Raw genomic sequence first — 26,944 nt, forward strand, 5'->3', positions numbered from 1 at the left:
CCGGAGCGGGGGTCACACCTGACGAGCCGTGAGCCTCACCGTCCCGTCCAGACACCACTCCAGTACGGCGGGCCACGAGCCGTACCCGGCGACCAGGCCCAAGTGGCCCGCGCCCGGGATGAGTTCGGTGGGGAGGGCGAACGGGTCGCCGTAGGCGATGCGGGCGTTCTCCGGGCAGTACGGGTCGTCGTCGCCGGCGACGAGGCGGACGTCTCCGGGGAGGGTGAACTCGGGGGCGGGCGGGGCGAATCCGGCGACCTCGGGATGCTGGGCGACCAGGGCACGTGAGGGCGGTCCGACCAGCAGCACCCGGTCCGCCTCACCGCCCCGGACCAGCCCGCGGGCGACGGCGTGCAGCCAGAGCAGCCCCGAGGCACTGTGTGCGAGGACGACTCGCTCGGCGCCGCCGCTGTTCTTCAACTCGTCGATACAGTAGGCGAGTTCACCCAGCCACACGTCCAGGTCGGGGGTGTCGGGGTCGGGCAGCTGGGGGTAGACGACGTAGTGGCCGAGCTCACCGAGCCGGTCGGCCAGCCAGTGCTGCCAGTGCTCCTTCGGGCGGCGGTTCTGCCAGCCGTGGAGGATGAGGTAGGACTTCATGCCCCCGATACTCGCCACCCCTGTCCAACCTTCACTCTCGGGATCAACTCAAGCTGTCCGCCCGCGAGTTGTACGGTACCGCCGCACCCGCGCTTCCAGCCCGACCCGGCACTCCGCCCACTCCGCCGCCGTGATCGAGTAGATCGCGGAGTCCCGCAACTGTCCGTCCTCGCCCGGCGCCCAGGACCGGGACCAGTTGCGCAGGACGCCCTCGAAGCGGGCGCCGACGCTCTGGATCGCGGCGCGGGAGCGGTCGTTGCGGGCGTCCGTCTTCAGGTCGACCCGGGACACGCCCCACTCCTCGAACGCGTGCCGGAACAGCAGGAGTTTGGCCTCGGCGTTCACACCCGTGCCCTGCGCCGAACCTGCCAGCCAGGTGAACCCGACCTCGACGGCGTCGAGCCGGTCGTCCGTCAGCCAGGAGCGGGGTTCCCAGTGGGCCGTGACGCCGACGGCCTTCCCCGTGGTCGTCAACACCTGGGCGTACGGCGCGAGTTGGCCTGTTGCCGCCCTGCTCAGCTGGGCGTCGATGTAGGCCGGCACCTGGTCCGCCCTCGGCACCCAGGTGTACGCGTACGAACCCCGGTTCTCCTCCGCCGCCACCGCCAGCTCGGCCGCGTGGCAGTGGTCGAGGGGCTCCAGGCGCACCGACTCGCCTGTCAGGACCGGAGCCTTCAGTTCGAAACCCACCCGTTGACTCCTTGTCTCGGCCTATCCGGGCAACTGCCCCCGCAGCGCCGCGAACGCCTCGTGGAAACCCGGGAAAGTCTTGCGTACACACCCCGGGTCGTCGAACGAAATACCCGGCACCCGCAGCCCGGCGACCGCGAAGGACATGACGATGCGGTGGTCGCCGTAGGACTTGATCTCCGTACCCGTGACGGGAGTTGCCCCCGGCGTGATCTCGATCCAGTCCGGGCCCGTCGCCACCTCCACGCCCAGCCGCCGGAGGTTCTCCGCGCAGGCCTCCAGGCGGTCGCACTCCTTCACCCTGGTGTTGCCGACGTCCTCGATGCGGACCGGGCCGGAGGCGAAGGGGGCGATCGCGGCCAGGGTCGGCATGGTGTCCGAGATGTCCCGCATGTTGACCGTGAGGCCGCGGAGTTCGCCCGTGCCGCGCACCCGGGTGCCGTGCGCGCCGCTCTCCACCTCGGCGCCCATGCGGCGCAGTACGTCGACGAAGCCCAGGTCGCCCTGGAGCGCGCCGGTGCCGAGCCCGGGGACGGTGACCTCGCCGCCCGTGACGGCCGCCGCCGCGAAGAAGTAGCTCGCGGTCGACGCGTCCGGTTCGATCTCGTAGGTGGTCGCCCGGTAGCCGCCCGGCGGGACCACGTAGACGGTGTCCTCCCTGAGTACCTCCACCCCGAACGCCCGCATCATCGCGATCGTGATCTCGACGTACGGCGCGGAGACCAGGTCGGTGACCCTGATCCGCAGGCCCTTCCTGGTCAGCGGGCCGAGCAGGAGCAGGGCGGTCAGGTACTGGGAGGACTGGCCGGCGTCGAGCACCACCTCGCCGCCCTCGACGCCGGACGCCTCGATGCGCAGCGGGTGGTGGCCCTCGGCGTCCTCGTGGCGCAGGTCCACGCCCAGGTCGCGCAGGGCCCGGGTGAGCGGGAGGAGGGGGCGGCGGCGCATCTGCGGGGACGCGTCGAAGCGGAAGCTGCCGTGGCCGGCCGCGGCGAGGGTGGGGAGGAAGCGGGCGGTGGTCGCGCCGTCCCGGCAGTACACGTCGGCCTCCGTGACCGCCGGGCCCTGCGGGCGGCCGTCGATCTGCCAGGCGTCCGGACTCCGGCCCACCCGGTAGCCGAGCCTGGTCAGCCCTTCGGCGAAGCCCTCGGTGTCGTCCGAGCGGAGGGGGTGCCTGAGGGCGGTGACGCCGTCTGCCGCCGCCGCCAGGAAGAGCGCGCGGGCGGTGATGGACTTGGAACCGGGGATGTCGACTACGGTCATGCCCTCATGATCGGGCGGCGGCCGTCCGCCTCGCCGGGACGTCCACGAGATGGACCACCGCCGTTCGCCGGTACGTCCCTGTGAGTGACCGCATCCGTCCCGTTGTGCACGGGTTCACCAACTTCCGGGAATCGGGCCGAAGCGGGGAACCCGGACCCCTTCCGCTCCGTCCAAGGCGCATGCCGTCGGACGAGTCTCCGTGGTACGGCGTCGGCCTAGCTGCTGGCTGCGAAAGCTGACAAACCCTCTCCTCCGTACCGCGGCCGGCGGCAAGCCGTCATCGGCGCGCCCCCCTCCAACTGCGCCGATGGCGGCCCCTCCTCGCGTTTACTGTGCGCCCCCCTTGACTGACGGAAACTTCCCGGATATTCGTGAAATCTTGGAAGTTTCCTTCAGCGGATCCGAAGAGGAACATCTCCGGAAGGAGCGCACGTGCCCTCCAGACGTACCGTTCTCGCCGCGACCATGGGCGTCACCGCATCCCTCGCGGTCGGCGGCACCGCCCACGCCGACGACAAGACACTCCGCTCGCTGATCTCCCGCATGACACTGCCGGAGAAGGTCGGCCAGCTGTTCGTGATGCGGGTCTACGGCCACTCCGCCACCGCCCCCGACCAGGCCGACATCGATGCCAACCTGAGCGAGATCGGCGTCCGCACGGCCGCCGAACTCATCGCGAAGTACCGGGTCGGCGGGATCATCTACTTCACCTGGGCGCACAACACCCGCGACCCGCACCAGATCGCCGACCTGTCCAACGGCATCCAGAAGGCGTCCCTCGGCCAACCCCGCGGGCTGCCCGTGCTCATCACCACCGACCAGGAACACGGCATCGTCTGCCGCATCGGCAAGCCCGCGACACTCTTCCCGGGCGCGATGGCGATCGGCGCCGGCGGCTCCCGCACCGACGCCCGCACCCTCGGCCGGATCTCCGGCGCCGAGCTGCGCGCGATGGGCGTCAACCAGGACTACTCCCCCGACGCCGACGTGAACGTGAACCCGGCCAACCCGATCATCGGCGTACGGTCCTTCGGCGCCGACCCGGACGCGGTGGCGGCCATGGTCGCCGCCGAGGTGAAGGGGTATCAGGGCAGCCGGGTGGCCGCGACCGCCAAGCACTTCCCGGGGCACGGCGACACCGCCGTGGACAGCCACTTCGGGTTCCCCGTCATCACGCACAGCCGCGAGGTGTGGGAGGCACTGGACGCCGTACCCTTCCGGGCCGCGGTCAGGGCGGGCATCGACTCGATCATGACCGCGCACATCATGGTCCCGGCCCTCGACGACTCCGGCGACCCGGCCACCCTCTCCCACCCGATCGTCACCGGCATCCTGCGCGGCGAACTCGGCTACGACGGCGTCGTGGTCACCGACTCGCTGGGCATGGCGGGCGTACGCCAGAAGTACGGCGACGACCGGGTGCCCGTACTCGCACTGAAGGCGGGGGTGGATCAGCTCCTCAACCCGCCCTCCCTGGACATCGCCTGGAACGCCGTCCTCAAGGCCGTGCGGGGCGGGGAGTTGACAGAGGCGCGGCTCGACGAGTCGATCCTGCGGGTGCTGCGACTGAAGGCACGGCTGGGGTTGTTCGAGAAGGCCCACGTCAGCCGGGCGGGCGTCAGCCGCACGGTCGGTACCGCGGCGCATCTCGCCGCCGCGGACCGTATCGCCGAGCGGACCACCACCCTGTTGGCCAACTCGGCGGGGCTGCTGCCGCTGTCCCGTCGTACGCACGGGAGGGTGCTGGTGGTCGGCGCCGATCCGGCCTCCCCGTCCGGTACGACGGGACCGCCCACCGGTGTACTCGCCGCGGCCTTCGGCGAGTTGGGCTTCACGGCGACCGCCCTGTCCACCGGTACGGCTCCTTCCGCCGCGACCGTCACGAAGGCCGTGGCGGCGGCACAGGAGGCGGATGTGGTGGTCGTGGCGACCTACAACGTCACGGCGGCCGACGCGCAGAGGACTCTGGTCGAGCACCTGGTCGCCACCACGAAGCCGGTCGTGGCCGTCGCCGTCCGCAACCCGTACGATGTCGCCCAACTGCCCACCGTCTCGGCCTGCTTGGCGTCCTACTCCTGGACCGACGTCGAACTGCGGGCGGCGGCACGGGTGATCGCGGGCCGGGTGTCACCCCGCGGGAAGCTGCCGGTGGCGGTGCAGCGTGCGGACGATCCGACGCAGGTGCTGTATCCGGTCGGGCACGGACTGTCGTACTAGGGGTACGTTCCGCCCCCGCCCCACCCCCGCCAACTGGCCCAAAGCCCCCCGCACGTCTGGCGTGCGCCCGCCACCGCGGGTCACGCTGGGCGGGGGCAGTCGGGGGGATCGATGCGTGGGAAATGGTGCGTGGGGGTGGTGTGCGCGGTGCTGCTCGCCGCCCTGACGACGGGCTGCCAGGCCGCGCACGGTTCCGGTGAGGGCGACGGGCGACTCGGCGGGAAGGCGTCCCCGTCCGCCACGATCACCCAACCCTCCGGCTACGGCGCGGTGTTCCTCGCCGTCGACGAGTGCAGTTCCTTCGGCACGGCGAGTTTCACCGAGGTGCCGTGCACCAGCGAACGGGCCGCGGCCCGCGTCATCGCCCGGTACGACGGCGCGGTGAGCGACGGCCCGGTGTGCCCGGCGACGACGGACTTCGTGCTGCACATCAGCGCCCAGGGATCGACGGGCGCGGGCGGCGACGGTGTCATACCCAAGGGCTACGCCTGTATGCGCAACCTGGAGCCGCCGCACCCCGGCGACCCGGGCGGCGGGGGCGGCCCCCGCACGATCGTCGGCGACTGCGTCTACGGCTCGGGCAGCGGCCAGGTCCGGGAGACGGCGTGCGACGGCTCGGGGCCGCGGAAGCCGCAGTACAAGGTGGTCAAGGCCGTGCTCCGGCGCGCGAGTTGCCCCGCGTCGACCGACCTCTACGTCCAGCTCGGCGGCGAGCAGCCGGTGGGCTGCGCCCGGCCGGTGTAGCCGGGCGCAGCCCCTGCGTGCCGTTACGTGCCGTTACGGCCGCAGTGCCGGTTCGCGCTCCAGGACGGGCCGGTCCAGCGTCGCGTCGTACGACGCCAGTGGCTTCGCCTGTGCCGTGGTGGGAGCCGGGACTCCGGCCCACGCCAGGATACGGGCGGTGGCGAGCTCCTTCTGGTCGGCGGTCAGGGCCGCGACGTTCGCGCCGTGGTTCAGGCCGGGCGCGGTGAAGACGTACGAGTCCTTCGAGCCCTTGCCGACGGCGAAGCGCTCCGCGCCCCACGGGTCGTTCTGGCCGTAGACGAAGAGCATGTGGTCGGCGTGGTGGCGGACCCAGCTGTCCACGTCGCGCATCGCGCCCGGCTGGAACTTCATCGGGATGGAGCGCGGGACGAAGTCGCGGGGCGGCTGGTAGCCGTAGCGGACGTACTTCTTCTCGATGTACGGGAACTGGATGGTGGGGGCGCCGAGTTGGGTGCCCGCCTGGTAGTAGTACGGGGTGTACGGGGACAGGCCCTGGTCGGTGTAGAAGGAGAAGCCGGAGATCGTGTCGACCGAGGTCCAGATCTCGTCGTCGGTGGCGGCCTGTGCGTTCGCCGGGATGGTGTCGCAGTCGGACAGCAGGCTGTACTGCCAGAAGCCCCAGACGTAGTCGAGGACGACGGCTTCGTAGGCCTTGTCCAGGCTGCCGACGGTGGTGAAGGTGAAGCCGTTCTCGGCCGCGTACGCCGCGTACTTCTTCTCCAGCGAGTCCCTGCGCACCAGCGCCTCGCGCTGTACGGCGTCCAGGCGGTCGCGGCACTCCTTGGTGCCGACCTTCGTGAAGAAGCGGTCGTAGGCCGAATCCTCGTTGTTCACCACGTCGTTGGGGGCGACGTAGGCGACGACGCCGTCCATGTCGCGCGGGTAGAACCGCTCGAAGTAGGTGGCCGTCATGCCGCCCTTGGAGCCGCCGGTGGCGATCCAGTTCTTGGTGTAGATCGGCTTGAGGGCCTTGAAGACGCGGTGCTGGTCGCTGGCCGCCTGCCAGATGTCGAGCTCGGACCAGTCGGCCGGCTCGGGGCGGGACGGCGTGAAGTAGCGGTATTCCAGGGAGACTTGGTTGGCGTCCGCGATGCGGGTCGGTTCGCTGCGGCTGGGGTTCGTGGAGACGTTGTAGCCGCTGGTGTAGAAGACCGTCGGGCGCGAGACGTCCTTGTGCAGCACGGTGATCCGCTGCTGGAACGTGCCCTTGGACGGGTGCCGGTGGTCGATCGGCTGGGTGTAGTTCAGGACGAAGTAGCGGTAGCCGGTGTACGGCTTCTCCTGGACCAGGCTCATGCCGGGTATCGCCAGCAACTGGTCCTTGATGTCCGCGACTTGACCGGCTCGGCCGGCCTGGGCGGCGGTGGCCACCCCGGCCGTGCTCAGCGTGCCTATGAGCACGGCGAGCGCCAGCAGCCATCTGAGCGCCTTGCGCATGCAATCTCCCCTGTGAGGCAGTTGTGAACGGGAAGCTATCGGAGCAACTCCCGTCACACCAGGGGTGGTTGTTCACACCGGGCACCGGCCGGCCGGTCAGCGGCTCAACAGAGGATCCAGCCCGAGCTGACCGAACCGCTGCCGACCGAGCCCTTCACCCGTACGCACCGGTGCCCCGCATGCACGGTGACCGGACCGGCCCGGCGCGTGTACCGGCCCTTGTCGACGACCGGGCGGTTGCCGCGCGCCTGGACGCTGACCGACATCGTGCGCTTGGCGCCGGGGGTGTTGGGGACCGTGTACGCGCAGACGTACCCGCTCTGCCGGAAGACGTGGACGGTACCGGTGGAGAAGGGGAGCGTCGCGGCCTTGCGCCCCGGGCAGACCGGGGCCGCCTGGGCGGTGCCGGGGGCCGCGAGCGCGAGCAGTCCGGACGCGGTGAGCACGGCCATGCCGAGCGCGACCCGCCGTCGTAGCGCACCCATGTCCACAGTCATCCCTCCCGCACAGCAGCCGAACAGCGTACTGATGTACGGACGCAAGACGTATGTCGTACGGTTGCGCGGCCCTCAGCGGGGCGCCGCGACCTGCTCTTCCGCCCCTGGTGCACCGACGAAGTTCCGCCACAACTCGGCGTAGGTCCCGCCGAGCGCGAGCAGCTCGTCGTGTGTGCCGTCCTCCACGACCCGGCCGTGAGCTGAACCTCCCGATGCCGCTCTCGCACCGCTCGGCCCTGGCGGGCCAATCAGGCTTCGAGACGGCGGCCGGACTCCGTCCGACGCTCGGTGTCGCCGCAGACGCGCGCGGGTCAGGCAGCGGCTGCGGGCACGTCCTCCCCCACGAAGTTCCGCCACAGCTCCGCATAGGTCCCGCCGAGCCGCAGCAACTCGTCGTGCGTGCCGTCCTCCACGACCCGGCCGTGATCCATCACCACGACCCGGTCCGCGCGGGCCGCCGTCGTCAGGCGGTGGGCGACGACGAGGGTGGTGCGGCGGCCTGCGAGGCGGTCGGTGGCCTGGTTGACCTGGGCTTCTGTGGCCAGGTCCAGGGCTGCCGTCGCCTCGTCGAGGAGGAGGATGTCCGGGTCTACCAGTTCGGCGCGGGCCAGGGCGATCAGCTGGCGTTGGCCCGCGGAGAGGTTGCGGCCCCGCTCGGCGACCTCGTGGAGGTAGCCGCCGTCCAGCGTGGCGATCATCTCGTGCGCGCCGACCGCGCGGGCCGCCGCCTCCACCTCGGCGTCGGTGGCATCGGGGCGGCCGTAGGCGATGGCGTCGCGGACGGTGCCCTGGAAGAGGTACGCCTCCTGGGGGACGACGCCCAGGTGGTGGCGGTACGACGTGATGTCCAGGGCGCGGAGGTCCGTGCCGTCGACCGTCACCCGGCCGCCCGTCGGGTCGTAGAAACGGGCCACGAGCTTGACGAGCGTCGACTTGCCCGCGCCCGTCTCACCGACGAAGGCGACCGTCTGGCCCGCCGGGATCGTCAACTCGACTCCCCCGATGGCCTCTTCGTCGTCGCCGTACGCGAAGTGCACGTCCTCGAAGGCTATGTCGCCGCGGAGGGACAGGACTTCGAGTGGTTCGTCTGCCGCTCGCGTGGACGTCGGTTCCTGGAGCAGCTCCTGGATGCGGCCCAGGGAGACGGTGGCCTGCTGGTAGCCGTCGAAGACCTGGGAGAGCTGCTGGACCGGGGCGAAGAACAGGTCGATGTACAACAAGTACGCGACCAACGCGCCTGTCGTGAGCGTCGCGTTGTCCACCCTTCCCGCGCCCGCGATCAGTACCGACGCCGCCGCCACCGACGACAGCAACTGCACGAAGGGGAAGTAGATCGATATCAGCCACTGGCCCCGGGTACGGGCCGCGCGGTAGCTGCTGCTGCGCTCGGCGAAGCGTCGGCCGCCGTCCTTCTCGCGCCGGAACGCCTGCACGATCCGCAGCCCCGACACCGACTCCTGAAGGTCGGCGTTGACCAACGACACACGCTCACGGGCGAGTTCGTACGCCTTCACGCTGGCCCGGCGGAAGAAGAAGGTGGCGATGACCAGCGGGGGGAGAGTGGCGAAGACGACGAGCGCCAGCTGTATGTCGATCACCAGCAGGGCGACCATGATGCCGAAGAAGGTGACGACCGAGACGAAGGCCGTGACCAGGCCCGTCTGCAGGAACGAGGACAGCGCGTCCACGTCCGTCGTCATCCTCGTCATGATCCGGCCGGTCAACTCCCGCTCGTAGTAGTCGAGTCCGAGGCGCTGGAGCTGGGCGAAGATCTTGAGGCGGAGGGTGTAGAGGACCCTCTCCCCCGTGCGTCCCGTCATCCTCGTCTCGCCGCGCTGTGCCGCCCACTGCACGACCACGGCGATGAGGGCCAGGGCCGAGGCCGACCAGATCGCGCCGATCGCCATCTTGGTCACGCCCTGGTCGATGCCGTGCCGGATCATGATCGGCAGCAGCAGGCTCATGCTCGCGTCCACGGCGACCAGGCCGAGGCTGATCAGCAGCGGGGTGCCGAACCCGCGCAGCAGCCGGCGCAGTCCGTACGAGTCCTCGGCACGCACCGCCCGCGCCTCGTCGATGTCGGGGACGTCGGTCGCCGGGGGCAACGCGTCGACCTGCGCGAGGAGTTCGGGTGTCGCGGGCATCCCGGACAGCGCGGTGTCCTTGGGCTCGCGGTCGCCGGTCCACAGGCGGGGCGTGACCCCGCGCTCGGCGTCGAACTCCGCGTCCAACTCGGCGCGTACGGAGGTGTCTTCGGCCGGTTCGGCGGCGGGCAGGGCGTGGCCCGGTGAGACGCCGCCGAGTTCGTCGGGGTCGGTGAGGAGGCGGCGGTAGAGCGGTGAGCGCTCCTGGAGTTCGTCGTGCGTGCCGATGTCGGCGAGGCGGCCGGCGTCGAGGACGGCGATGCGGTCGGCGAGGTTGAGGGTGGAGCGGCGGTGCGCGATGAGCAGCGTCGTCCGGCCCTGCATGACCTCTTTCAGGGCCTCGTGGATCTCGTGCTCGACGCGTGCGTCCACCGCCGAGGTCGCGTCGTCCAGGACCAGCAGGCGCGGGTCGGTGAGGATCGCGCGGGCGAGGGCGACGCGCTGGCGCTGGCCGCCGGAGAGGGTGAGGCCGTGCTCGCCGACCGTCGTGTCGTAGCCGTCGGGGAGCTCCTTGATGAACCGGTCGGCCTGTGCGGCACGGGCGGCGGTGAGGATCTCCTCGTCGGTCGCGGCGGGGCGGCCGTAGGCGATGTTGTTGCGGACCGTGTCCGAGAAGAGGAAGGAGTCCTCGGGGACCAGGCCGATCGCGGCGCGCAGGGAGTCGAGGGTGAGTTCGCGGACGTCGTGGCCGCCGATGAGGACGGCGCCGTGGGTGACGTCGTAGAAGCGGGGCAGCAACAGCGAGACCGTGGATTTTCCGGAGCCGGAGGAGCCGACGACCGCGAGGGTCTCGCCGGGGCGGATCTCGAAGCTGAGGCCGTTGAGGACGGGGCGCTCGTGGTCGTAGCCGAAGGACACGTCGTCGAACTCGACCGTGGCCGGGGCGTCGGCGGGGAGTTCCTTGGTGCCGTCCGTCATGGAGGGCTCGGTGTCGATCAGTTCCAGGACGCGTTCCGTGCCGGCGCGGGCCTGCTGGCCGACCGTGAGGACCATGGCCAACATGCGGACCGGGCCGACGAGTTGGGCGAGGTAGGTGGAGAACGCGACGAACGTGCCGAGCGTGATGTGACCGCGCACCGCGAGCCAGCCGCCGAGGGCCAGCATGGCGACCTGGCCGAGGGCGGGGACGGCCTGGAGGGCGGGGGTGTACTTGGCGTTCTGCCGGATCGTGCGCAGCCGGCCCGCGTACAGGCGGCGGCCGACCTCCCGCAGCTTTCCGGTCTCCTGGTCCTCCTGGCCGAAGCCCTTCACCACGCGTACGCCGCTGACGGCGCCGTCGACGACACCGGCCACGGCGGCGGCCTGGGCCTGCGCGTACCAGGTGGAGGGGTGCAGCTTGCTGCGGCTGCGCTTGGCGATGATGCCGAGGGCGGGGGCGACCGCCAGGGCTATCAGGGTCAGCGGCAGGGACAGCCAGGCCATGATCGCGAGGGAGATCACGAAGAGCAGGACGTTGCCGATGGTCATCGGCAGCATGAAGAGCAGGCCCTGGATCAGCTGGAGGTCGCTGGTCGCGCGGCCGACGACCTGGCCGGTGGACAGTTCGTCCTGACGGCGGCCGTCGAGGCGGGTGATCGTGCCGTACATCTCGGTGCGGAGGTCGTGCTGGACGTCCAGGGCGAGACGGCCGCCGTAGTAGCGGCGGATGTACGTCGAGACGTAGACGAGGAGCGCGGCGACGATGAGGGCGCCCGCCCAGGGGGCCATGGAGCGGGTGTGGCCGGTGATCACGTCGTCGATGATCACCTTGGTGACCAGCGGGACGACGGCCATCACCGCCATACCGGCGAGGGAGGCGCCGAGGGCGAGGACGACGTCCTTGGGGTATCGCCAGGCGTATCCGGCGAGCCTTCGGGCCCAGCCCTGTGCCTGCCCCGGTGTCTCCCCCTGTTTCGCTGCCACGCGGTGCCTTCCGTTCGCCCCTGATCAGCTGGTCCTACGGAAGGCACCAACGCGCATCGAACCGGATTTCATCCCTCTGCAACAAACCGGCGGGCGAGACCGTCAGGCGCGTACCCGCAGGTAGTAGAACCGCGTCGTCTGTACGGCGTTCTGGTTGTCGTCGCTGACCAGCAGCACCTTGTAGCGGCCCTTCTCCCTTCCCGTGATCACCATGCCCTCGATGTTGTCCAGGAGGGGGTTCGGCTGGGGCTGCTTCGCCGTGGCGCCCAGGGTCGGGCAGTCGGCGATGTCCGCGAGCAGGGTCTTCTTGATCAGGCGGACGCCGGGCTGGCCGGTGAGGGTGTCGATGCCGCTGGTGTCCGTCGCGTGGCGCGGGTCGGCCAGGTAGAGGCGGACCGTGTTGCCGACGCCGCTGGTGAAGCCGCGCTCCAGGACGAGGAGGCGGCCGTCGGGCAGGGCCTGCACCTCGGGGACGCCGAGGAAGGTGGCGTCGGTCTTGTAGGCGTACTGCGCGGCGAGCTCGAAGTGGTCGCCCTTGGTCCGGGTCCAGGTCTGGAAGCGGACGGCGCCCGAGGTGTCGCCGGCGATCGGGTCCTCCATCGACGCGAGCAGGGTGTGACCGCCGGGCAGCAGGGTCAGGCCCTCGAAGGTCTGGTTGGAGACAGCCCGGCCCGCCGGGGCGACCAGCAGCGAGGACGGGACCGGGAGGCGGTCGAGGATCTTGCCGTCGCGGGAGTAGCGGCGGATGGACGGCTCGGTCTCGGAGGTGATGAGGCGCGTGCCGTCACGGTCGATGACCAGGCCCTCGGAGTCGAGGGCGGCGCCGTTCTCGTCGGCGAGCGGGACGACGCTCTTCGGCTGGAGGGTCTTCGCGTCCAGGCCGAACAGCGAGGAGCGGTCCTCCAGGGCCGCGAGCGAGCCGTCCCTGTCCAGCGCGAGCGCGGAGAAGTTGCCGACGAAGGTGCCGTCGTACGTCGTCTTGTCGAGCGCGTCGGAGAAGCGGTCGATCGATACGGAGGACGAACAGGCGTTGCTGGTACGGGAGTTGGTGGTACCGGTGGTGCTGACGGCGGTCGCGGGCCCGGCGGCGGTGAGGCAGGTGGCCGCCGCCAGGCCGGCGGTCGCGGTCGCGAGTACGGTTCTCAGGCGCATGGGCGCCACCGTAGGACGGGTGGGTGACGTGCGGGAGACCGGCCAGTTAAGCGAGATCCTTGTGAATGGCCTTTGCGACACCCTGGATCGTCGTGATGCCGTAGCTCATCGTGCTGTTGTCCTGGGTGAGCACGCTCATCATGTAGTCGTGGCCGCCGCCGTTGAAGGTACCCAGGCTGTGCACGCGCCAGCCGTGCGTGGAGCGCTGCAGCCAGCCGTTCTTGACGTGCACGGTGACGGTCGACGGGGCGCCGTACGGCGTGCCCCAGCGCTGACTGGAGATGACCTGGTTCATCAACTTCAGGATGTACGCACGGGAGTTGTCGCTCAGCACCGTGTTCTTGGCGGTGACCAGCTTGAGCAGTTTCTGCTCGTCGGTCACGGTCTCCTGGGTCAGGCCCCAGTAGTTGTTCGCGCCCGGCTTGGTCTGGGTCATGCCGGCGGCAGTGAGGAAGCCCTTGATCTTCGTCAGGCCCAACTGCCTCCACAGGGTGGAGGTCGCGTCGTTGTCCGACTTGGTGATCATGGCCGTGGCGAGCGTGGTCTCCCGCGTCGTCAGATAGCGGTTGTGCTTCTTCGCGTCCCACAGCAGCGTGGCGAGGACGGTGACCTTGACGCTGCTGGCCGAGTCGAAGGCGCTCGTCGCCCGCAGCGTGCAGGTGGTGTTGGTCGTGCGGTCGTAGAGGCCGACGGCGACGGTTCCCTTGCGGGTCGCGAGGGCCGCGGTGATGTCCTTCTTCAGCTTGTCGGCGAGGCCGGCCTTCGCGGACGTACAGCTGACCGTCGGGGTGGCTGCGGCAGCCGGCGTCGCGGCGGCCACGCAGGGTATGAGGATCCCGGCGGCCAGGCCGACTCCGAGCACACGGCCACGCCGGGATATGTGGTGAGTCATAGAGGTTTTTCCGTCCCCTTACGTGTCGGTGAGCGCACCCTGGTGCACTCAGCTCTCATGACTCATCGGTATGACCGAAAGTTGTACACACGTTCTGGGAACGAACATCTATCCGCGCTGTCTCAGCGGATCTCCCCCATCCACATACGACGCCCCAACTCGTCGAGTTCCGCGCGGCGTTCCTCGTACTCCGGCAACGCCAGCCGCACCAGCCGCCAGAAGTCCGCACCGTGCCCCGCCACCTTCACATGGGCCAGTTCATGTGCGACGACGTAGTCGACAAGGTGCATGGGCAGTTGGAAGAGCGGCCACCCCAGGCTCATCCGACCCCGCCCACTCGTCCCGTCCCCGGGCTGATACGCGCCCCACTTCTGCCCCAGGTCCCGCACGTCCAGGTCGGGCTCGCCCACCGCCATACGTGCCGCCCAGGGCTGGAGCCGGTCGGCCACCCAGGTACGGCCTGCCCGGCAGTACCAGTCGACCAGTGCCGTACGCCCCTCAGTCACGTCCTCGGCCTGTTTCCGGGCGATGACCAGCCGCCCGGCGACCAGCCGGACCCTGCCGTCGCCCGGCGTGCTGTCAGACACAGCGAGACGGTACGTCCGCCCCAGGTAGCGGAAGACCTCGCCCTCGGCCAGCCGCTTTGCGGGATTGAGCGGGCGGGTCCGCTCCCGCTGGCCGAGTTTCGCGGACACCCACTCCCGGTGCGCCCGTACGAAGTCCTCCGCCTCCACCGAGGAGCGCCCTTCGGGAACGTGCAGGGTCAGGGTCGCGTCGGGTTCCACGGTGAGCGCGAACCGTTTTCTGCGGGCACTCGTACGCACGCGGAGGGAGAGGCCGTCGACAGTGACCGAGCCACCGTCGAGGGGTGTCTCGGCCTGGCGGTTCTCTGCGAGCGCGGTCACACGCCCTAGTCTCCCCTGGCGCGACTCAGAAACTGCTGCCGGTTGTTCTCCGCGTACGCCGCGAGTCGCTGGGAGACACTGGAGAGCGGGCCCCAGTCGACGCTCGCCGGCCTGAGCCCACCACGGGTCAGCTGTTTCTGGATGCCGTTCGCGAGCCGGTTGATGTCCTGATGCTGTCCCTGGTAGGAAACCTTGGACATGATGCTCGCCGCGGTGTCGCACACGGCGACGACCAACGGTCGCGTGTCCTGTCCACCGCCCTCGATACCCGGGTTGTCCTCCAGGAGCTGGTCCAGGAGCCGGTGGACGCGCTGCTCCAGGGGGCTGAGCCCTGCGAGCGCGGGATCCTCCTCGTCCTCATGCCTGGCCTGCTCGATGAGCGTCTCGAACTCCTCGACCTGCTCCTCGAAGCGACCGGGCATCTGCTTCAGGATCTCCTCCAGCCGCTTGGAGAGCCTGTCGTACTTCTCCGGGTCCTCCCGCTTGACCCGCTCCTCCAGATGGAACCGGAGGGCATGGCCCATCTCGGCCGCGGCCTCGCGCGGGGGCAGCTCGCGCACCATGTCGTCGAAGGCGGGCGAGGTGAGCGAGACAGGCGGGATGACCTGCTCGATCTCCGGTCCTTCCAAATGGTCGGCGATCATGGCCCGTACCTTGCGTCCGTACCGGCGCAGAGTGAACGTCCCACCTGTGTCGTCCCGGTACAGACGCCGGACGCGCTTCTGCAGCATCCCCCAACGGCGCGCGTCGGGAAGGTAATCCAGCGCGTCCTCGTGCGGCAGCACCCGTTCCAGTACGGCGAGGAACTCGTGGAGCACCTCGTCGAAACCGAGACGCACCGTCTCGTCCTCGAAGGCCAGCACGGCGCCGCGCAGCCGCGCAAGGTCGGTGAGGTCCGCGTCCGTGACGCCGTGGCCGCTCAGGAAGGTCCGCACCCGCTCGGCGGCCGGTGCCAGGTCCCGAATCTCTTCGGACAGGCTGCGCATGGTGTCATCGACGTCGGCCTTCCGGTAGTCGGCGAGTGCGTTGGAGAGGTGCTCGAACACGCCGTAGTAGTCCACGACATAGCCGACCTGCTTGCCCGGCGCGGGCCGGTTCACCCGGGCGACGGCCTGAAGCAGCTCGGCGTCACGGATCGGCCGGTCGAGATAGAGCACCTGTTCGCGCGGGGCGTCGAATCCGGTGAGCAGCATCGACTTCACGATCAGGAAAGCGATGGGGCTTTCCGGGTGCACGGGGTCGGGAACGACGGCCTTCGACGGGTCTACGGCCAGTTCCGGCTCCCCCGTCGGTATGTCGGACCAAGGAGTGTCGGCCCCGAGGCCGTTCGCGGGAATGTCCGGCTCCGGAACGTTGAAGGGTGTCGCAGCGACCCAGTCGGGCTCGGGCGGCAGCTGCGGGAAGGCCTCGTGGAAGCGTTCGATGTACGCCCTCTGCCGGTTCGGGTCGGTCCAGTGCAGCCACTTGCGGCGCTTGCGCTCCGCGCCCGGGGAGATGACCGGGACGAAGTCGACGCGACGGAGCAGTGCCCGGTACTCGTAAGCCTGGTACAGATAGCGAAGGTGTCGCGGAAGCTCCTTGACCGGGATCCCGTGAACCGATGCCGGCTTGAACTCGACCAGTTCCGCGAGGAGTTGGTCACGGGCCCGGCGCAGCGCGTGGTGGTACTCGACCGCGGCCTTCCGGCTGACGGCGGCGACCTGAGCCTTGAAACCGCCACCGGGCAGCACCCAGCACACCCAGTGCTCCAGCATGTCCTCGGCCTTTTTGCAGATCATCGGCCAGGACTCGGCGACATCGCGTTCGGTGGGCCAGCGTTTGAGCAGGGTGGCCCGCTCGTCGTCACTGCGGTCGCGGATCAGGTCCTCGAAGTCGCGGTCCAGGCCGTCCTTGTCCTGGATCTTGCCTTCACCGGTGCGCCCCTCGTAGCGGATGCGCACGACGACGCCGTCACGCTCCGCGTCCTCCATCCGGTAGGTGTCGAGGAAACCCCGGTCCGGGCCGCCGCTGAAGATCCGGCGGGTTTCGACCTCCTCGCCCGTCATGATCGGCGTGCCGGTGAACCCGATCTTCGCGGCGTTCGGGATGGCCTTGCGCAGAGCGGCGTGCATGACGCCGGTGTGCGAGCGGTGCGCCTCGTCGACGAGAACAAGGATGTCGGACGAGGTGTTGCACTCCGGGAAGTTCGGAACCGGAGGCGGGCTCTTGCGGCGCCTGTCCTTCCTGGCCCGCTCGGCGGCCTGGTACTCGCCCGCGAGATCCCGGTCGTCTCCGTCGCCCTCGGCTTCCGAGGCTTCCGCGGCGAAGGTGAACCCACCCCCGTACTTCTGGATCATCGCGAAGACGACCCGGCGTCCGCCGTCCCGCAGCAGCCCTTCCATCTGCGTACGGGTCTCGGCCGTCTCGACGTCGGACTCGCTCAGCTTCAGAGTCTCGGAGAGCTGGTCCTGCAACTGTGTACGGTCGGTGACGATGACGACCGTGAACTCGCTGAGTCTCGGATGCAGATGCACCCGGCGCACCAGGAAGGTCATGGTCAGGCTCTTGCCGGAACCCTGCGTGTGCCAGATGACGCCGCCGCGCTCGTCGTCGAGGACCGGGCCGCCGCGCGGGCGGCCGGTGAGCAGTTTCCGTACGGCCTTCTCCGCGGCCCGGTGCTGCTGGTGCCGGGCCACCACCTTCACGGTCCGCACCGCACCGGAGTCGGTCTCGACGGGCAGCGGGATGACGTAGTGGCGTACGAAGTTGAGGAGGGCCGCAGGCCGCAGGACGACGCCGACGAGTTTGTGCTGCTCGGTCAACTTGCCGATGTCGCGGGGCAGTTCCGCCTTGAGAGTACTTTCACTCTCCGGGGCCACGCTGCGCCACGGAGCATAGTGATCCGGCGTGGAGGTGACGGTGCCGAGGTGAGCGGTCTCGCCGGTCGCCGCGACCAGTAGTTGCACGGTCCGGAACAGTTCCGGTACGCCACCGGGAAGTGGCAGGTCGGTTCCGGCGCGTTCGTCGTCGTCGATCGGGTCGCCGGCGTAGTGCCGCAGGTCGAGTACGGCGCTGCGGACGGGCTCGGCGAGGTCAGGGCTCTTGCACTCGACGGCGACGAGGGGGATGCCGTTCACGAAGAGGACGATGTCGAGTATCGACACGTCCCCGGACCGGTTCTTGACGCGGAGCTGGTCGACGACGGTGAAGGTGTTGAGCGCGACGCGGTCCGGGTGCCACTCGACGTACTGGACGGTGGCGGAGGCGCCACCGTGGATGGCGGAGGGTCCGGTGAGGACGTATCCGCTGAGCAGCAGGTCGGTGGCGTCGAAGTTGGCCTGGGCGATGCCCTTGCCGAGCGGGACGGAGGCCAACTCCGCGACGGAGCGGGCGACATCGGTGTCGTCCATCCAGGGTTCACGGTCCGTCGCGCGGAGGTTGATACGCCGCAGGGCGGCTTTCACCTCATCGACGAGCAGCGGCGCGCCGACGTCGAGCGTCCCGGCCTCCGTACCGGGGACGTGCGTCCAGCCCATGGCGGTGAGCTGCTCGACGAACGGCCGCTCCACCTCGTCGTGCTCGACCTGTACTGCCATGCGCCCGCGCCTTCCGCCCACCGTCGCCTGCCTACCGCTCAGGTGATCCATTCTGCGCCTTGGGCGGGGCCGGTGGGAGGGATCCGGCCGGATGAGGCGGGACGGGGGCGTCCGAAGGATTCAGGCGAGTGCGCCACCCTCGCGTATACGCAGACGTATACTCCGTTCCATGTCTGATGCCATGATCCGTGTGCCTGCCGAGGTGCGGGACCGCCTTGCGGTCATCGCCGAGTCCCGTGGTACGTCGATTCGCTCCCTGGTCCAGGAGTTCGCCGACAGCACACTCACCGACGAGGAGCGGCGTGAGCGGGCGGAGAGGACACGCGCATACCTGACCGAGCATTTCGGAGTCGAGGTCACGGACGAGGAGAGCGTGGCGATGGGCCACCGGCTCCGTGCCGCCTTCTCAAGTCAGCAGGACGCTGCCGCGTGATCCAGCACCATCTCGTCCTGGACGCTCCCACACTGCTCGCGCTGTCGGGAAACCGTCAGGTCTCCGCGCTGATCCACCGGGCGCATTTCGAGCCCGAGACCCGGCTGTGGGCACCGGCCCTGTCGATCCTTGAGGCCGATGCGGAACATCTGGGGATCGCCGAGCACATCGGTCAGCTCGACGTCATCCACACCGTCGACCTCGACTATCCGGCGATGCTCACCGTCGCCCAGTTGCGCAGAGACGGAGTTCCGCCCGGGATCGCGGCCACAGTCCACGCCGTACGGCATCTCCCTGAGTGGGGCGCGGACGCACTGGTCGCCACGGTCACGCCCAAGGCCTACGAGGGGCGCGGGGTGCCCGTTCTCGACCTCACCCGCTGACAGTCGAGGCGAACAGCGGGCGCCGCCCGGGTTCCCGGAGGTGTCAGCCGTCCGTCTCTCCTCACGGAACGCGACTGGCCGGGGGCGTATGGGGACACGCGAGGTACGCCCCCGGTCGGCGCGGGCAGGACGGGGCGGAGCACGCACGGTCTTCGACGTCGAACCGTGTGCGGCTCTCCGGCAGGACCCGTCCGGCGGGTATCTGTCTGCAAAAAGTGTGACACTTTCGCGCAGAGTGTCCCACTTTCGCGGGGTGGGTGCCGGGTCGGGGGCGGGACGGGTCAGTCTCCCGGTACGGGGCTGTCGTCACCGTCGGGAACGTCGATCTCGTCAGGGTCGTCACACGCGGGTACGCCAAGACGGACACCCCGGCTCACCGCGATGCGGTGGACGTCGCGCAGCGCCTCTGCCATCCGGGCGGCCAGGAAGTGGAGTTGGGCGGACGTCGCCTTACGGTCGGCCAGCATGTCGGCGGCATGGTCGAGGAGTTCGCCCGCCATGCCGAGCTGCACGGTCTCGATGTTGTCGGCGACGCGGGACAGGTACCCGGTCCCGTCACCGATGAGATAACAGGGCTTGCCTTCCGCACCGGCCCACGGAAGCAAGCGCGCCACCTGCGCCTGGCCGCCGATCACGCGGTCACCTCCACACCACGGATGACCCGCGGCCCGATGTCGACACCGTGCACGGCCAGCCAGAGGGCGCGTCGCCGGGCCCGCTGCCGCCGCGCCTCCTCACGCTGCTCGTGAGCGACGAGATAGGGGCGGACCATCGCGTTGTCCTCACCGCGCAGGGGACGGGAGCCGGCGCGGCGGGCGGTGTGCCCATCTACGTACGCAGGGGTGGGACGTTGGCGCGCCGACGCAGTGCCGACGCAGCGGCGGCTCCCCGGACCGGGAAGCAGGAACCGCAGCAGCGGCTCAAAAAGGCGGGCGATACGGTGACTCACGTCGTCAACTCCGTTGTGTCCGTTGATGGCCACGCCCCCGGACCGGTCGCTCGGTCGCGGGGGTATCGCGTTCTGTAGCGATCAACTCACAGAGTGAGACCGGTCGGGCTAGGCTCGCCAGAGGGTCGAGCGTGACCAGGCTTTTGTCGCAAGGGAGTTGGCCATGACCAACACATACGGTGACTGGCTCAGGCAGCAACGCGAGGCGGCAGGCCTGACACAACAGCAGCTGGCCGACCTGGCGTTCATGACCCGCTCCCACATCGCCCACATCGAGGCGGGCCGCCGCATGCCGTCGAAGGAGGACGCCCGGCGACTGGACAAGGCCCTGAACACGGGGAATGTGCTGAGCAGTTTCCTGCCGCAGGACGACGCAGCGGTCGCCGACTACTTCGAGGCGGCTCTCCTACTCGAACAACAGGCCGTGATGATCCGGGAGTTCGCCCTGTCGTTCGTCCCCGGCATCCTCCAGACGGAAAGGTACGCACGTGCGGTCCTGAGCACGCCGTTCCCTCCCGTGAGTGAAGCGGAGCGTGACAAGCTCCTCGTCACACGCCTCGGCCGCGCGAAGATCCTGGACGATCCGATGACACCCGTAGTCTGGGCGCTGCTCGACGAGGCGGTACTGCGGCGGGCCGTGGGCAACCGGGAGATCATGGCGGAACAGATCATGCACCTGGTTCGTCTTGCCGAGCGGGGTCGGGTACGGGTCTATGTACTGCCCTTCGAACTCGGCGTCCACCCGCTCATGCAGAGCATGCTGACGTTGATGAAGTTCGACGACCAGCCGCCGGTGGCGTACGGCGAGGGGCTACACATGGGCAAGATCCACGACACACCCGCGATGGTCGATCGACTCGAAGGCATCTACGATTTCGCGCTAGGCGACGCGATGCCGCTGAAGGAGTCACTTGCCCTCATGAGGGCGACAGCAAAGGACTACGGACACCGTGACTGAACACACCATCCCCAACACCGCCGCGCTGACTGGCTGGCGCAAGTCCTCTTACAGCGGCAACGAGGGTGGCAGCTGCGTCGAAGTCCTTGATGGGTATCCGTCGGGCGTCCCGGTCCGCGACTCCAAGGTTCCGCAGGGCCCTGCACTGGTCTTCGCGGCAGCCGGTTGGTCGTCGTTCGTCATTGGTGTCAAGGATGACGAGTTCTGCGCTGAGTAACTCAGTTACACCCAGCAGTCGGCCTCGGCTCGGTCAGATAGCGTCAGCGAGCAGTCCGCTAAGCAACCCCCGCTTGAGATTTCGCATCTTCGTCAGCTCTTCCTCATCAGCTGCGATCTCACGCAACGAAGCAGTTGCGAGATCCACGATTCGCTCCTGCTCTTCGCGCGGCGGAAATGGAATGCCGAATGCAAGGACGTCCGACTTGGTAATGTTCGGATCTTTCCGAGTGCTCGCCGCAAATTGACGCCACCTGTATCGTCCGTGTTGCAACGCCAACAGCAGATAATACGGGTCCATGTCTGCGTGCATTTCGAGCACGGAAATCGCTTGATTCACCGCAGCCGGAACTTCAAGAATTGCCGTACGGCCGATTTGCTCCCACCCACCGTACATAGCCACCAACACCGACCTCGCCGGAAACAAACGCATTCGCAGCTCCGACATGGCAACATCGGTCAGCGCTTCATCCGTGACCGAGAGGGATCCCTCATTGAGATCCAGGGACTTCACCCATGGAGTGCCTGCATCAGCAAAATACCTTGAGCCTGCAGCCCTGCTCGGGGTTGCTCCAGAGCCAACATGACACAAGTCGCCGATTGCAACGAGAGACCACCTGTCCATCGTCTCGCAAAACGCTTGGTCCAAGAGACCGCTTCGCAGCTGTCGCATTTTGTCGACCGCAGCCTGGATTGAACTTTCCTGCACCGACACAGCATCAATCACCTCAACGATCCGCCGCTGCTCGGAAATTGGCACCGCAGGAACCCTCAGACGTCTGATCACCGAACCAGAGATCTTGACCATACTCTCGGAGGTCCCTTGCGCCAAGGCAACGATGCGCCGCCTGGTCTCGGGGGAACGTAGTACAAGTTCCAGAAATTCCGGAAGGTACAGATCGGAGGTCCGCAGCCGCATCATCAAATCGGGATAGATACAGGGAACGCCCACGTCGCGAAAGATTCCAGCCAATCCCACAAGGTCCCGGGTGTTAGCGCGACTCACAAGAAGATCCCCGTCACACAATACCGCTTCATGCCGAGCAAAAGAAGCAGAAGGGGCATTCTTAAGCTGACGCGGCTGAAAACCATCCACCGTGAGACAGCCAAGGCCCAACATCCTCACACCGGTCCAGGCCTGGCTCTCCACTGGAGAAACTCCATTGCGAACCGGTTCAGCAAGCACATCCCCCAGAGGAACTTGCCCCCAGCGTTCAGCCCTCATAGCCAAGCTCCTTCAGGAACCCGTCCAACGTCGCCGCCGCCCGCTCCCGCTCAGCCCGGATCTCCCCCATCGACACCGCGTATTTGTCCACCCACACCCCACGCGCGTCGGCCAACTCCCGCCGCCGACGCACCACATGCCCATCCAGCTTCCCCACAAGGTCACCCCGCAGCAGATCCAGCACGACCCGCCGCTCGCCCTCCGGATCCAGCGCAGCCCGCGCCCGGAACAACCGCGGCTCCTCCTCGCCCAGTTGGGACTGCCCCGCAGTAACAGCGGCCCGCTCGAACCAGAAGTCCCCCTCAAGCCGCTTGATCAGCGCCCCCACCTTCGCCCGATCCCTCTTCACTTGGGCAAGTTCCGCCAACTGCTCAACGCTCAGCGCCACGGCCTCACGTGTGACAACGTCCTCGTCACCTTCGTCACCCTCACCATCCTCCGAAGACTCCGGCTCCGCGTTCAGCTCCTTCCACCGCGCATCCAGCTCCGCCTTCCGCGCATCCGCCGCCGCCAGCTCCTCCAAGAAGTCAGGCGCGATCGCGGCAACGACCTTGTGGTCGTACGCCTGCCGCCGCTCCGCAGCCGACCGCTTCCTCAACTTCCGTGTCTTCGGATCCTGTTCAGGCGCCAGCATCGTCTCGACGTTCTCGACCCACCCGTCGACGACACCCTCGAACCCGTTCTCCGACAGCGCCAGCAGGTCGTACTTGGCCTCGTACCACCAGCCGGCCACCGCACCCGCCAGTGCATACCGATCCAGCAGCCCAACCCCGCGCAACTGCTCCACGAACGACTCCATCAACGAACCACGCACCGCCATCAGCGCGGCCTTGCGCTCCGAGGGCTCCAGGTCCGCGAGACGTTCCGGCGTCGCCGCGATCGCCTCCAACTGCCGTGCCTCCGCGGCCCACCACGTGTCGAAGGCCGCCCGGAGAGCGGCCTCACGCGGACGGGCCAGCTCGGCCAGCCGTGCCGCGTCCGGCCGCCGCCCCTCCGGCAGGAAGTCCACGTACTTCGCGTCGACCGGATTCCGCTCCGCGAACAGGTCCGTCAGGACGATCCCGTACGAGTCGAGCAGTTCCTTCTTCGCCTCGATCTCCGCGCGCGGCACCCCACCCACCAGGTGCGCCCGCACATCCTGCGGTTCCGGCGGCGGCGTGTTGTCCACGTAACGGCGGATGTTGAGGTTGTCGTCGTTGTCCCGCAGCTCCTCGCGGCTGACGACACGCGAGAAGCCGGGTACCTCCGCGTACTCGTGGAACGCAGACGTGATCTTCTCAGCATGCTCGGGCAGCAGCACGTTCTGCGCCCGCTCCGAATGGAACTCCCGGTCCGCGTTGACGAACAGCACCTTGCCCGCCCGCGCCGGGTCCTTCTTCCCCGGCGGGCGCAGCACAAGGATGCAGGCCGGGATGCCGGTGCCGTAGAAGATGTTCGGAGCGAGGCCGATGACCGCCTCGACGGCGTCCTCGTCGAGCAGCTTCGTACGGATCGCCTGCTCTCCGCCCCCGCGGAACAGCACCCCGTGCGGCATGACGGTGATGACCATGCCGCCGCGGCCCTCCCGCTTGGTCTCCCACAGCATGTGCTGGAGGAACATCAGGTCGGCCTTGCCGCGCTCACTCGTCGCCCCGTACGTCGTGCGCTGCGCCCCGTACGCCAGGTCGCTCAGCACGTAGTCCATGGAGAACGGCGGGTTGCTGAGCACCCCGTCGAAGCGGTCCGCGTCCGACTTCGGCACATGCGCCGGCTCGGCGAGCGTGTCGCCGGTGTGCAGGTCGAAGCGGCGCACCCCGTGCAGGACCATGTTCATTGTCGACATGATCCACGAGCCGCTGTTGGCGTCCTGTCCCGCGAAGAACATGTCCGACGTGTCGCCGCCGTGCTCCTCGACGTACTCCTTGGCGTGGATGAGCATGCCGCCCGAGCCGACGCACGGGTCGTAGATCCGCATCCCCTGCCTGGGACCGAGGAGTTCGACCATCATGCGGACCACCGCACGCGGGGTGTAGAACTCGCCGCCCTTCCGGCCGGCCGAGTCCGCGAACTCCTTGATCAGGTACTCGTACGCGGCACCGATCAGGTCGGGGAACTCGAAATCGTCCGTACGGAGCCGGATGCGGCCGAAGTGCGCGATGAGCAACTTCAGCCGCTGGTCGGCGAGTTTGGCCGCGCCCGCAGCCGCGCCGGAGCCGCCGATGCGGTTGAAGTCGAGGTGGTCGAACAGGCCCTTGAGTTTGGTGTTCTGGCCCTCCAGCGCCTGGAGCGCCGGACGCAGCCGGTCCTCGGTGATGTTGTGCGTGGCCGACGAGATCCACTTCCAGCGGGCGTTCTTCGGGACGAACAGCACGTCCCGCTCGCTGTACTCGGACTCCTGCTCAAGGAACCCGGGCAGCATCTCGTCGGTCAGACCCAGTTCCCTGGCCGCGTAGTCCCTGATCTCCTCACGCGCTGCCTCGAACTCGTCGTTGGCCCGCTTCAGGAAGAGCAGACCGAAGATGTAGTCCTTGTACTCGGAGGCGTCCATCGTCCCGCGGAGGATGTCCGCGGCGGCGAAGAGATGCCGCTCCAACTGCGCGAGCGTGAGCTTGGCCACGTACGACTCCCTACGACCTGAAGAGTGACGTAGGAACCCTATGGCCGCCGCGGCCCGGACCGAAATCCGCATGCCGTTGTCGGTCGGGATTCGCGACCGCGCGAAACAGAATCGCCCAAAACGGCAACGCCCGAACGCGGTCAGTACGAAGCGATTCCGAGCCCTTGCTCCACGAATTCGTGAACGTCGGTGTACGGGTCCCGGTTGACGAGAGCCACATGGTCGCCGTGCTGCGCGTTCATCTGGAGGGCGCGCTTCCTCGCGTCCAGATAGCCACCGGTGACCTGGTGGGGCAGTACGAGCTTGATGTTCGCCGAGTCCTTCGGTGTCCTCGCGAACGGCAGTCTCGTCGTCACCTGGCCGCAGACCCCGCCGAACGTGCCGGTCACCGACTTGTAGTGCAGCAGCCGCCAGACCTCGAAGCAGGGATGGGAGAAGGCGACCCGGACGTCCCCTTCACGCGCCTGCTTCAACGCGGTCTCGATGCCCTCGTGTTCGTCCCGGTCGAACAGGCACCAGACCTGGGGCAGGTACTTCTTCTCCAGACCGCTGCGCTTCGCCTGCCGCTGCTCGTCCCGCATCAGCCTGACCGCCGCTTCGACCAGTTTGAGCGGCTTGCGCTGGGACCCGGGGGCGGAGGCGTTCGCGATGCGTACCTCCACGGTCAACGCCGGGTCGGCCGGGACGCCGTGCTGCTTGATGATCTCGATGTACGAGGGTTCGGTGACCAGCCCCTCGGTGAAGACGTGGACGACTCTCTTACGCCGTCCCCGGCGTTGCGCAGGCCCCAGCGAGTCCTTCCCCCGCGTCCTCGCCATCAGCCCTGCTCCACCTCGTGCTCGGCATACTCACTGTCGGCCAGCAGACGCCGGGCGATCTGTCCCTCGATGAGAGACGGGACCGCGCCGAAGGCCCCGGCCAGATAAGACTTCATCAGGTCCTCGTCCTCCCCGGGAGATGCCGCGGTCAGCGGATAGAGCTCCGTCGCCCCGTCCTTGTCCTTCTCCGCCAGCCACACCTGGTCGGGTTCCAGCAGCCGCCCGCCACTCGGCGTGGTGAGCACCGACGGGTCGTGCGAGGTGAAGACCAGCTGCGCGCCGTTCGGATTGGCGTACGGGTCGTGGAAGAGCCGGACGACCTCGGCGGCGAAGCGCGGATGGAGGCTGGCGTCCAACTCGTCGACGAGCAGCACCGCGCCCTCGTCGAGGGCCAGTAGCAGCGGCCCGAGCAGGGCGAACCAGGACCGGGTGCCCAACGACTCGGTCTGCCAGTCGAAGGCGACATCACCCGTGGCCGAACGGTGGACCAGCTTCACCGTCGCCCGGCCCTTGCCGTCGTCGACGACTTCGGTTCCGGTGATGCCGAGGTCGGCCACGCGCAACAGTTCTTCGATACGACGGGATCGGGCTCCGGAAAGTTCCTGTCGGGTGAACGCCTCGCGCTGTGCCCGTTCGTCCTCCGGATTGATCAGCCACAGGTTGCGGCGGAACCAGTGGAAGAGCGGAGACAGCTGCGGGTGGTTGTCCGTGCCCGCCGTGGAGAGCAACAGTGCGTTCGGGCGGGTGCGCCGGGCGAGCTGAGCACGATCCTTGACCCGGTTTCCCGGCCACTCGTACACCTCTGCCCTGGAGGCGTCCCGGTCAAGCCACACCTGGCGATGGCCACGCGGGTAGCTGTGCAGCCATTCGGCTTCGATACGGGTCCTGCCGAGCTCGAACCCGTATGTCCAGCGCACCCCGTCCATGACGAGGTCCACTTCGAAGAAGCTCGGCTCGCTCTGTCCCTTGGGATCGAGCGCGAAGACAGCACGCGGGATGCCCTCGTAGGAAGCCCAGCGCGCATAGGAGTTGAGGACCGCGCTACGCATGTCGACGAGTGCGGTGAGCACATTCGACTTGCCCGACGCGTTGGCACCGAAGATGCCGATCAGCGGGAGGACACCCAGTGACCGGCCGCCGGCCACCTCGACCCGCCGGGCAGCTGAGCTCGATTCGTCCTCGGGCCCGGGCTCAGGCCCGAGGAAGGACAGCTCCTGCTCATCGCGCAGGGACCGTACGTTCGCGACACGGAATCTCAGTAGCAAGCTGCCCTCCTCTCCGTGCTCAGGGTAGTCGCCGGGTCCGACAGTGGCCCGCCCGGGGACGG

The 26,944-nt window shown here is 68.6% G+C and carries 22 protein-coding genes; 6 read left to right on the forward strand and 16 right to left on the reverse strand.

Annotated features, from left to right (window positions below; translation table 11 throughout):
- Nucleotides 1-12: 12 nt before the first annotated feature.
- The 3 genes from AB0I69_RS29335 to aroA are packed head-to-tail and all read right to left on the reverse strand — an operon-like array spanning nucleotide 13 to nucleotide 2,553.
- Nucleotides 13-600, reverse strand: a complete 588-nt coding sequence (locus AB0I69_RS29335) for an alpha/beta hydrolase (protein ID WP_363098717.1) — start codon at nucleotides 598-600, stop codon at nucleotides 13-15.
- 48 nt (nucleotides 601-648) lie between these two features.
- Nucleotides 649-1,290 (reverse strand): GNAT family protein, encoded by a 642-nt coding sequence (locus AB0I69_RS29340; protein WP_363098718.1) that lies wholly within the window; start codon nucleotides 1,288-1,290, stop codon nucleotides 649-651.
- A 21-nt stretch (nucleotides 1,291-1,311) separates the two neighbouring features.
- A complete protein-coding gene (gene aroA, locus AB0I69_RS29345; protein WP_363098719.1) occupies nucleotides 1,312-2,553 on the reverse strand; it encodes a 3-phosphoshikimate 1-carboxyvinyltransferase in 1,242 nt (413 codons plus the stop codon).
- A 432-nt stretch (nucleotides 2,554-2,985) separates the two neighbouring features.
- Between aroA and AB0I69_RS29350 the strand changes: the two genes are divergently transcribed.
- Nucleotides 2,986-4,770, forward strand: coding sequence for a glycoside hydrolase family 3 protein (locus AB0I69_RS29350; protein ID WP_363098720.1), 1,785 nt, complete (start codon nucleotides 2,986-2,988; stop codon nucleotides 4,768-4,770).
- Between the two features lie 111 nt (nucleotides 4,771-4,881).
- On the forward strand, nucleotides 4,882-5,514 hold the full coding sequence (locus AB0I69_RS29355) for a hypothetical protein (protein WP_363098721.1): 633 nt from the start codon (nucleotides 4,882-4,884) through the stop codon (nucleotides 5,512-5,514).
- A 33-nt stretch (nucleotides 5,515-5,547) separates the two neighbouring features.
- Here AB0I69_RS29355 and AB0I69_RS29360 read toward each other — a convergent pair whose 3' ends face one another.
- The 7 genes from AB0I69_RS29360 to AB0I69_RS29390 form a co-directional block, all read right to left on the reverse strand.
- A complete protein-coding gene (locus AB0I69_RS29360; RefSeq protein ID WP_363098722.1) occupies nucleotides 5,548-6,972 on the reverse strand; it encodes a S28 family serine protease in 1,425 nt (474 codons plus the stop codon).
- A 104-nt stretch (nucleotides 6,973-7,076) separates the two neighbouring features.
- Nucleotides 7,077-7,469, reverse strand: a complete 393-nt coding sequence (locus AB0I69_RS29365) for a hypothetical protein (RefSeq protein WP_363098723.1) — start codon at nucleotides 7,467-7,469, stop codon at nucleotides 7,077-7,079.
- A 311-nt stretch (nucleotides 7,470-7,780) separates the two neighbouring features.
- Nucleotides 7,781-11,515 (reverse strand): ABC transporter ATP-binding protein, encoded by a 3,735-nt coding sequence (locus AB0I69_RS29370; RefSeq protein ID WP_363098724.1) that lies wholly within the window; start codon nucleotides 11,513-11,515, stop codon nucleotides 7,781-7,783.
- Nucleotides 11,516-11,617: 102 nt separating this feature from the next.
- A complete protein-coding gene (locus AB0I69_RS29375) occupies nucleotides 11,618-12,667 on the reverse strand; it encodes an esterase-like activity of phytase family protein (protein WP_363098725.1) in 1,050 nt (349 codons plus the stop codon).
- 46 nt (nucleotides 12,668-12,713) lie between these two features.
- Nucleotides 12,714-13,559: a serine hydrolase gene (locus AB0I69_RS29380; RefSeq protein ID WP_363098726.1), complete on the reverse strand. Its 846-nt coding sequence runs from the start codon at nucleotides 13,557-13,559 to the stop codon at nucleotides 12,714-12,716.
- Between the two features lie 122 nt (nucleotides 13,560-13,681).
- Entirely contained in the window at nucleotides 13,682-14,464 is a 783-nt protein-coding gene (locus AB0I69_RS29385; RefSeq protein WP_363098727.1) for a SprT family zinc-dependent metalloprotease, read from the reverse strand.
- Between the two features lie 5 nt (nucleotides 14,465-14,469).
- Nucleotides 14,470-18,039: a type I restriction endonuclease gene (locus AB0I69_RS29390; protein WP_363098728.1), complete on the reverse strand. Its 3,570-nt coding sequence runs from the start codon at nucleotides 18,037-18,039 to the stop codon at nucleotides 14,470-14,472.
- A gap of 169 nt (nucleotides 18,040-18,208) precedes the next feature.
- Between AB0I69_RS29390 and AB0I69_RS29395 the strand changes: the two genes are divergently transcribed.
- Together AB0I69_RS29395 and AB0I69_RS29400 are read left to right on the forward strand one after the other, a co-directional pair.
- Nucleotides 18,209-18,472, forward strand: a complete 264-nt coding sequence (locus AB0I69_RS29395) for a hypothetical protein (protein WP_363098729.1) — start codon at nucleotides 18,209-18,211, stop codon at nucleotides 18,470-18,472.
- Nucleotides 18,469-18,855, forward strand: a complete 387-nt coding sequence (locus AB0I69_RS29400) for a hypothetical protein (protein WP_363098730.1) — start codon at nucleotides 18,469-18,471, stop codon at nucleotides 18,853-18,855. Before AB0I69_RS29395 ends, AB0I69_RS29400 begins: the two co-directional genes overlap by 4 nt.
- A 281-nt stretch (nucleotides 18,856-19,136) precedes the next feature.
- Here the strand turns inward: AB0I69_RS29400 and AB0I69_RS29405 are convergent, their stop codons facing one another.
- Together AB0I69_RS29405 and AB0I69_RS29410 are read right to left on the reverse strand one after the other, a co-directional pair.
- A complete protein-coding gene (locus AB0I69_RS29405) occupies nucleotides 19,137-19,487 on the reverse strand; it encodes a hypothetical protein (protein ID WP_363098922.1) in 351 nt (116 codons plus the stop codon).
- Nucleotides 19,487-19,804, reverse strand: coding sequence for a hypothetical protein (locus AB0I69_RS29410; protein WP_363098731.1), 318 nt, complete (start codon nucleotides 19,802-19,804; stop codon nucleotides 19,487-19,489). The genes AB0I69_RS29405 and AB0I69_RS29410 overlap by 1 nt, the downstream gene beginning before the upstream one ends.
- Before the next feature lie 163 nt (nucleotides 19,805-19,967).
- Here AB0I69_RS29410 and AB0I69_RS29415 point away from each other — a divergent pair, with 163 nt between their 5' ends.
- Nucleotides 19,968-20,762, forward strand: a complete 795-nt coding sequence (locus tag AB0I69_RS29415; RefSeq protein ID WP_363098732.1) for a helix-turn-helix transcriptional regulator — start codon at nucleotides 19,968-19,970, stop codon at nucleotides 20,760-20,762.
- On the forward strand, nucleotides 20,755-20,979 hold the full coding sequence (locus AB0I69_RS29420; protein WP_363098733.1) for a DUF397 domain-containing protein: 225 nt from the start codon (nucleotides 20,755-20,757) through the stop codon (nucleotides 20,977-20,979). Before AB0I69_RS29415 ends, AB0I69_RS29420 begins: the two co-directional genes overlap by 8 nt.
- A 33-nt stretch (nucleotides 20,980-21,012) precedes the next feature.
- Here the strand turns inward: AB0I69_RS29420 and AB0I69_RS29425 are convergent, their stop codons facing one another.
- The 4 genes from AB0I69_RS29425 to AB0I69_RS29440 form a co-directional block, all read right to left on the reverse strand.
- Nucleotides 21,013-22,128: a restriction endonuclease subunit S gene (locus tag AB0I69_RS29425; protein WP_363098734.1), complete on the reverse strand. Its 1,116-nt coding sequence runs from the start codon at nucleotides 22,126-22,128 to the stop codon at nucleotides 21,013-21,015.
- Nucleotides 22,129-22,192: 64 nt separating this feature from the next.
- Complete coding sequence (locus tag AB0I69_RS29430; RefSeq protein WP_363098735.1) at nucleotides 22,193-24,799, reverse strand: class I SAM-dependent DNA methyltransferase; 2,607 nt, start codon at nucleotides 24,797-24,799, stop codon at nucleotides 22,193-22,195.
- 140 nt (nucleotides 24,800-24,939) lie between these two features.
- Nucleotides 24,940-25,617: an RloB family protein gene (locus tag AB0I69_RS29435; RefSeq protein WP_363098736.1), complete on the reverse strand. Its 678-nt coding sequence runs from the start codon at nucleotides 25,615-25,617 to the stop codon at nucleotides 24,940-24,942.
- Nucleotides 25,617-26,882 (reverse strand): ATP-binding protein, encoded by a 1,266-nt coding sequence (locus AB0I69_RS29440; protein WP_363098737.1) that lies wholly within the window; start codon nucleotides 26,880-26,882, stop codon nucleotides 25,617-25,619. The genes AB0I69_RS29435 and AB0I69_RS29440 overlap by 1 nt, the downstream gene beginning before the upstream one ends.
- Between the last annotated feature and the right edge of the window lie 62 nt (nucleotides 26,883-26,944).

Origin of the sequence: Streptomyces sp. NPDC050508, from assembly GCF_040655155.1 — a bacterium.
GTDB lineage: Bacteria > Actinomycetota > Actinomycetes > Streptomycetales > Streptomycetaceae > Streptomyces.

What these genes read in the sequence shown, in the direction of transcription:
- AB0I69_RS29360 (WP_363098722.1), bottom strand. Translation starts at nt 6,972, where the DNA reads ATGCGCAAGGCGCTCAGATGGCTGCTGGCGCTCGCCGTGCTCATAGGC.
- AB0I69_RS29380 (WP_363098726.1), bottom strand. Translation starts at nt 13,559, where the DNA reads ATGACTCACCACATATCCCGGCGTGGCCGTGTGCTCGGAGTCGGCCTG.
- AB0I69_RS29365 (WP_363098723.1), bottom strand. Translation starts at nt 7,469, where the DNA reads ATGACTGTGGACATGGGTGCGCTACGACGGCGGGTCGCGCTCGGCATG.
- AB0I69_RS29375 (WP_363098725.1), bottom strand. Translation starts at nt 12,667, where the DNA reads ATGCGCCTGAGAACCGTACTCGCGACCGCGACCGCCGGCCTGGCGGCG.
- AB0I69_RS29355 (WP_363098721.1), top strand. Translation starts at nt 4,882, where the DNA reads ATGCGTGGGAAATGGTGCGTGGGGGTGGTGTGCGCGGTGCTGCTCGCC.
- aroA (WP_363098719.1), bottom strand. Translation starts at nt 2,553, where the DNA reads ATGACCGTAGTCGACATCCCCGGTTCCAAGTCCATCACCGCCCGCGCG.
- AB0I69_RS29435 (WP_363098736.1), bottom strand. Translation starts at nt 25,617, where the DNA reads ATGGCGAGGACGCGGGGGAAGGACTCGCTGGGGCCTGCGCAACGCCGG.
- AB0I69_RS29390 (WP_363098728.1), bottom strand. Translation starts at nt 18,039, where the DNA reads ATGGCAGTACAGGTCGAGCACGACGAGGTGGAGCGGCCGTTCGTCGAG.
- AB0I69_RS29335 (WP_363098717.1), bottom strand. Translation starts at nt 600, where the DNA reads ATGAAGTCCTACCTCATCCTCCACGGCTGGCAGAACCGCCGCCCGAAG.
- AB0I69_RS29415 (WP_363098732.1), top strand. Translation starts at nt 19,968, where the DNA reads ATGACCAACACATACGGTGACTGGCTCAGGCAGCAACGCGAGGCGGCA.
- AB0I69_RS29395 (WP_363098729.1), top strand. Translation starts at nt 18,209, where the DNA reads ATGTCTGATGCCATGATCCGTGTGCCTGCCGAGGTGCGGGACCGCCTT.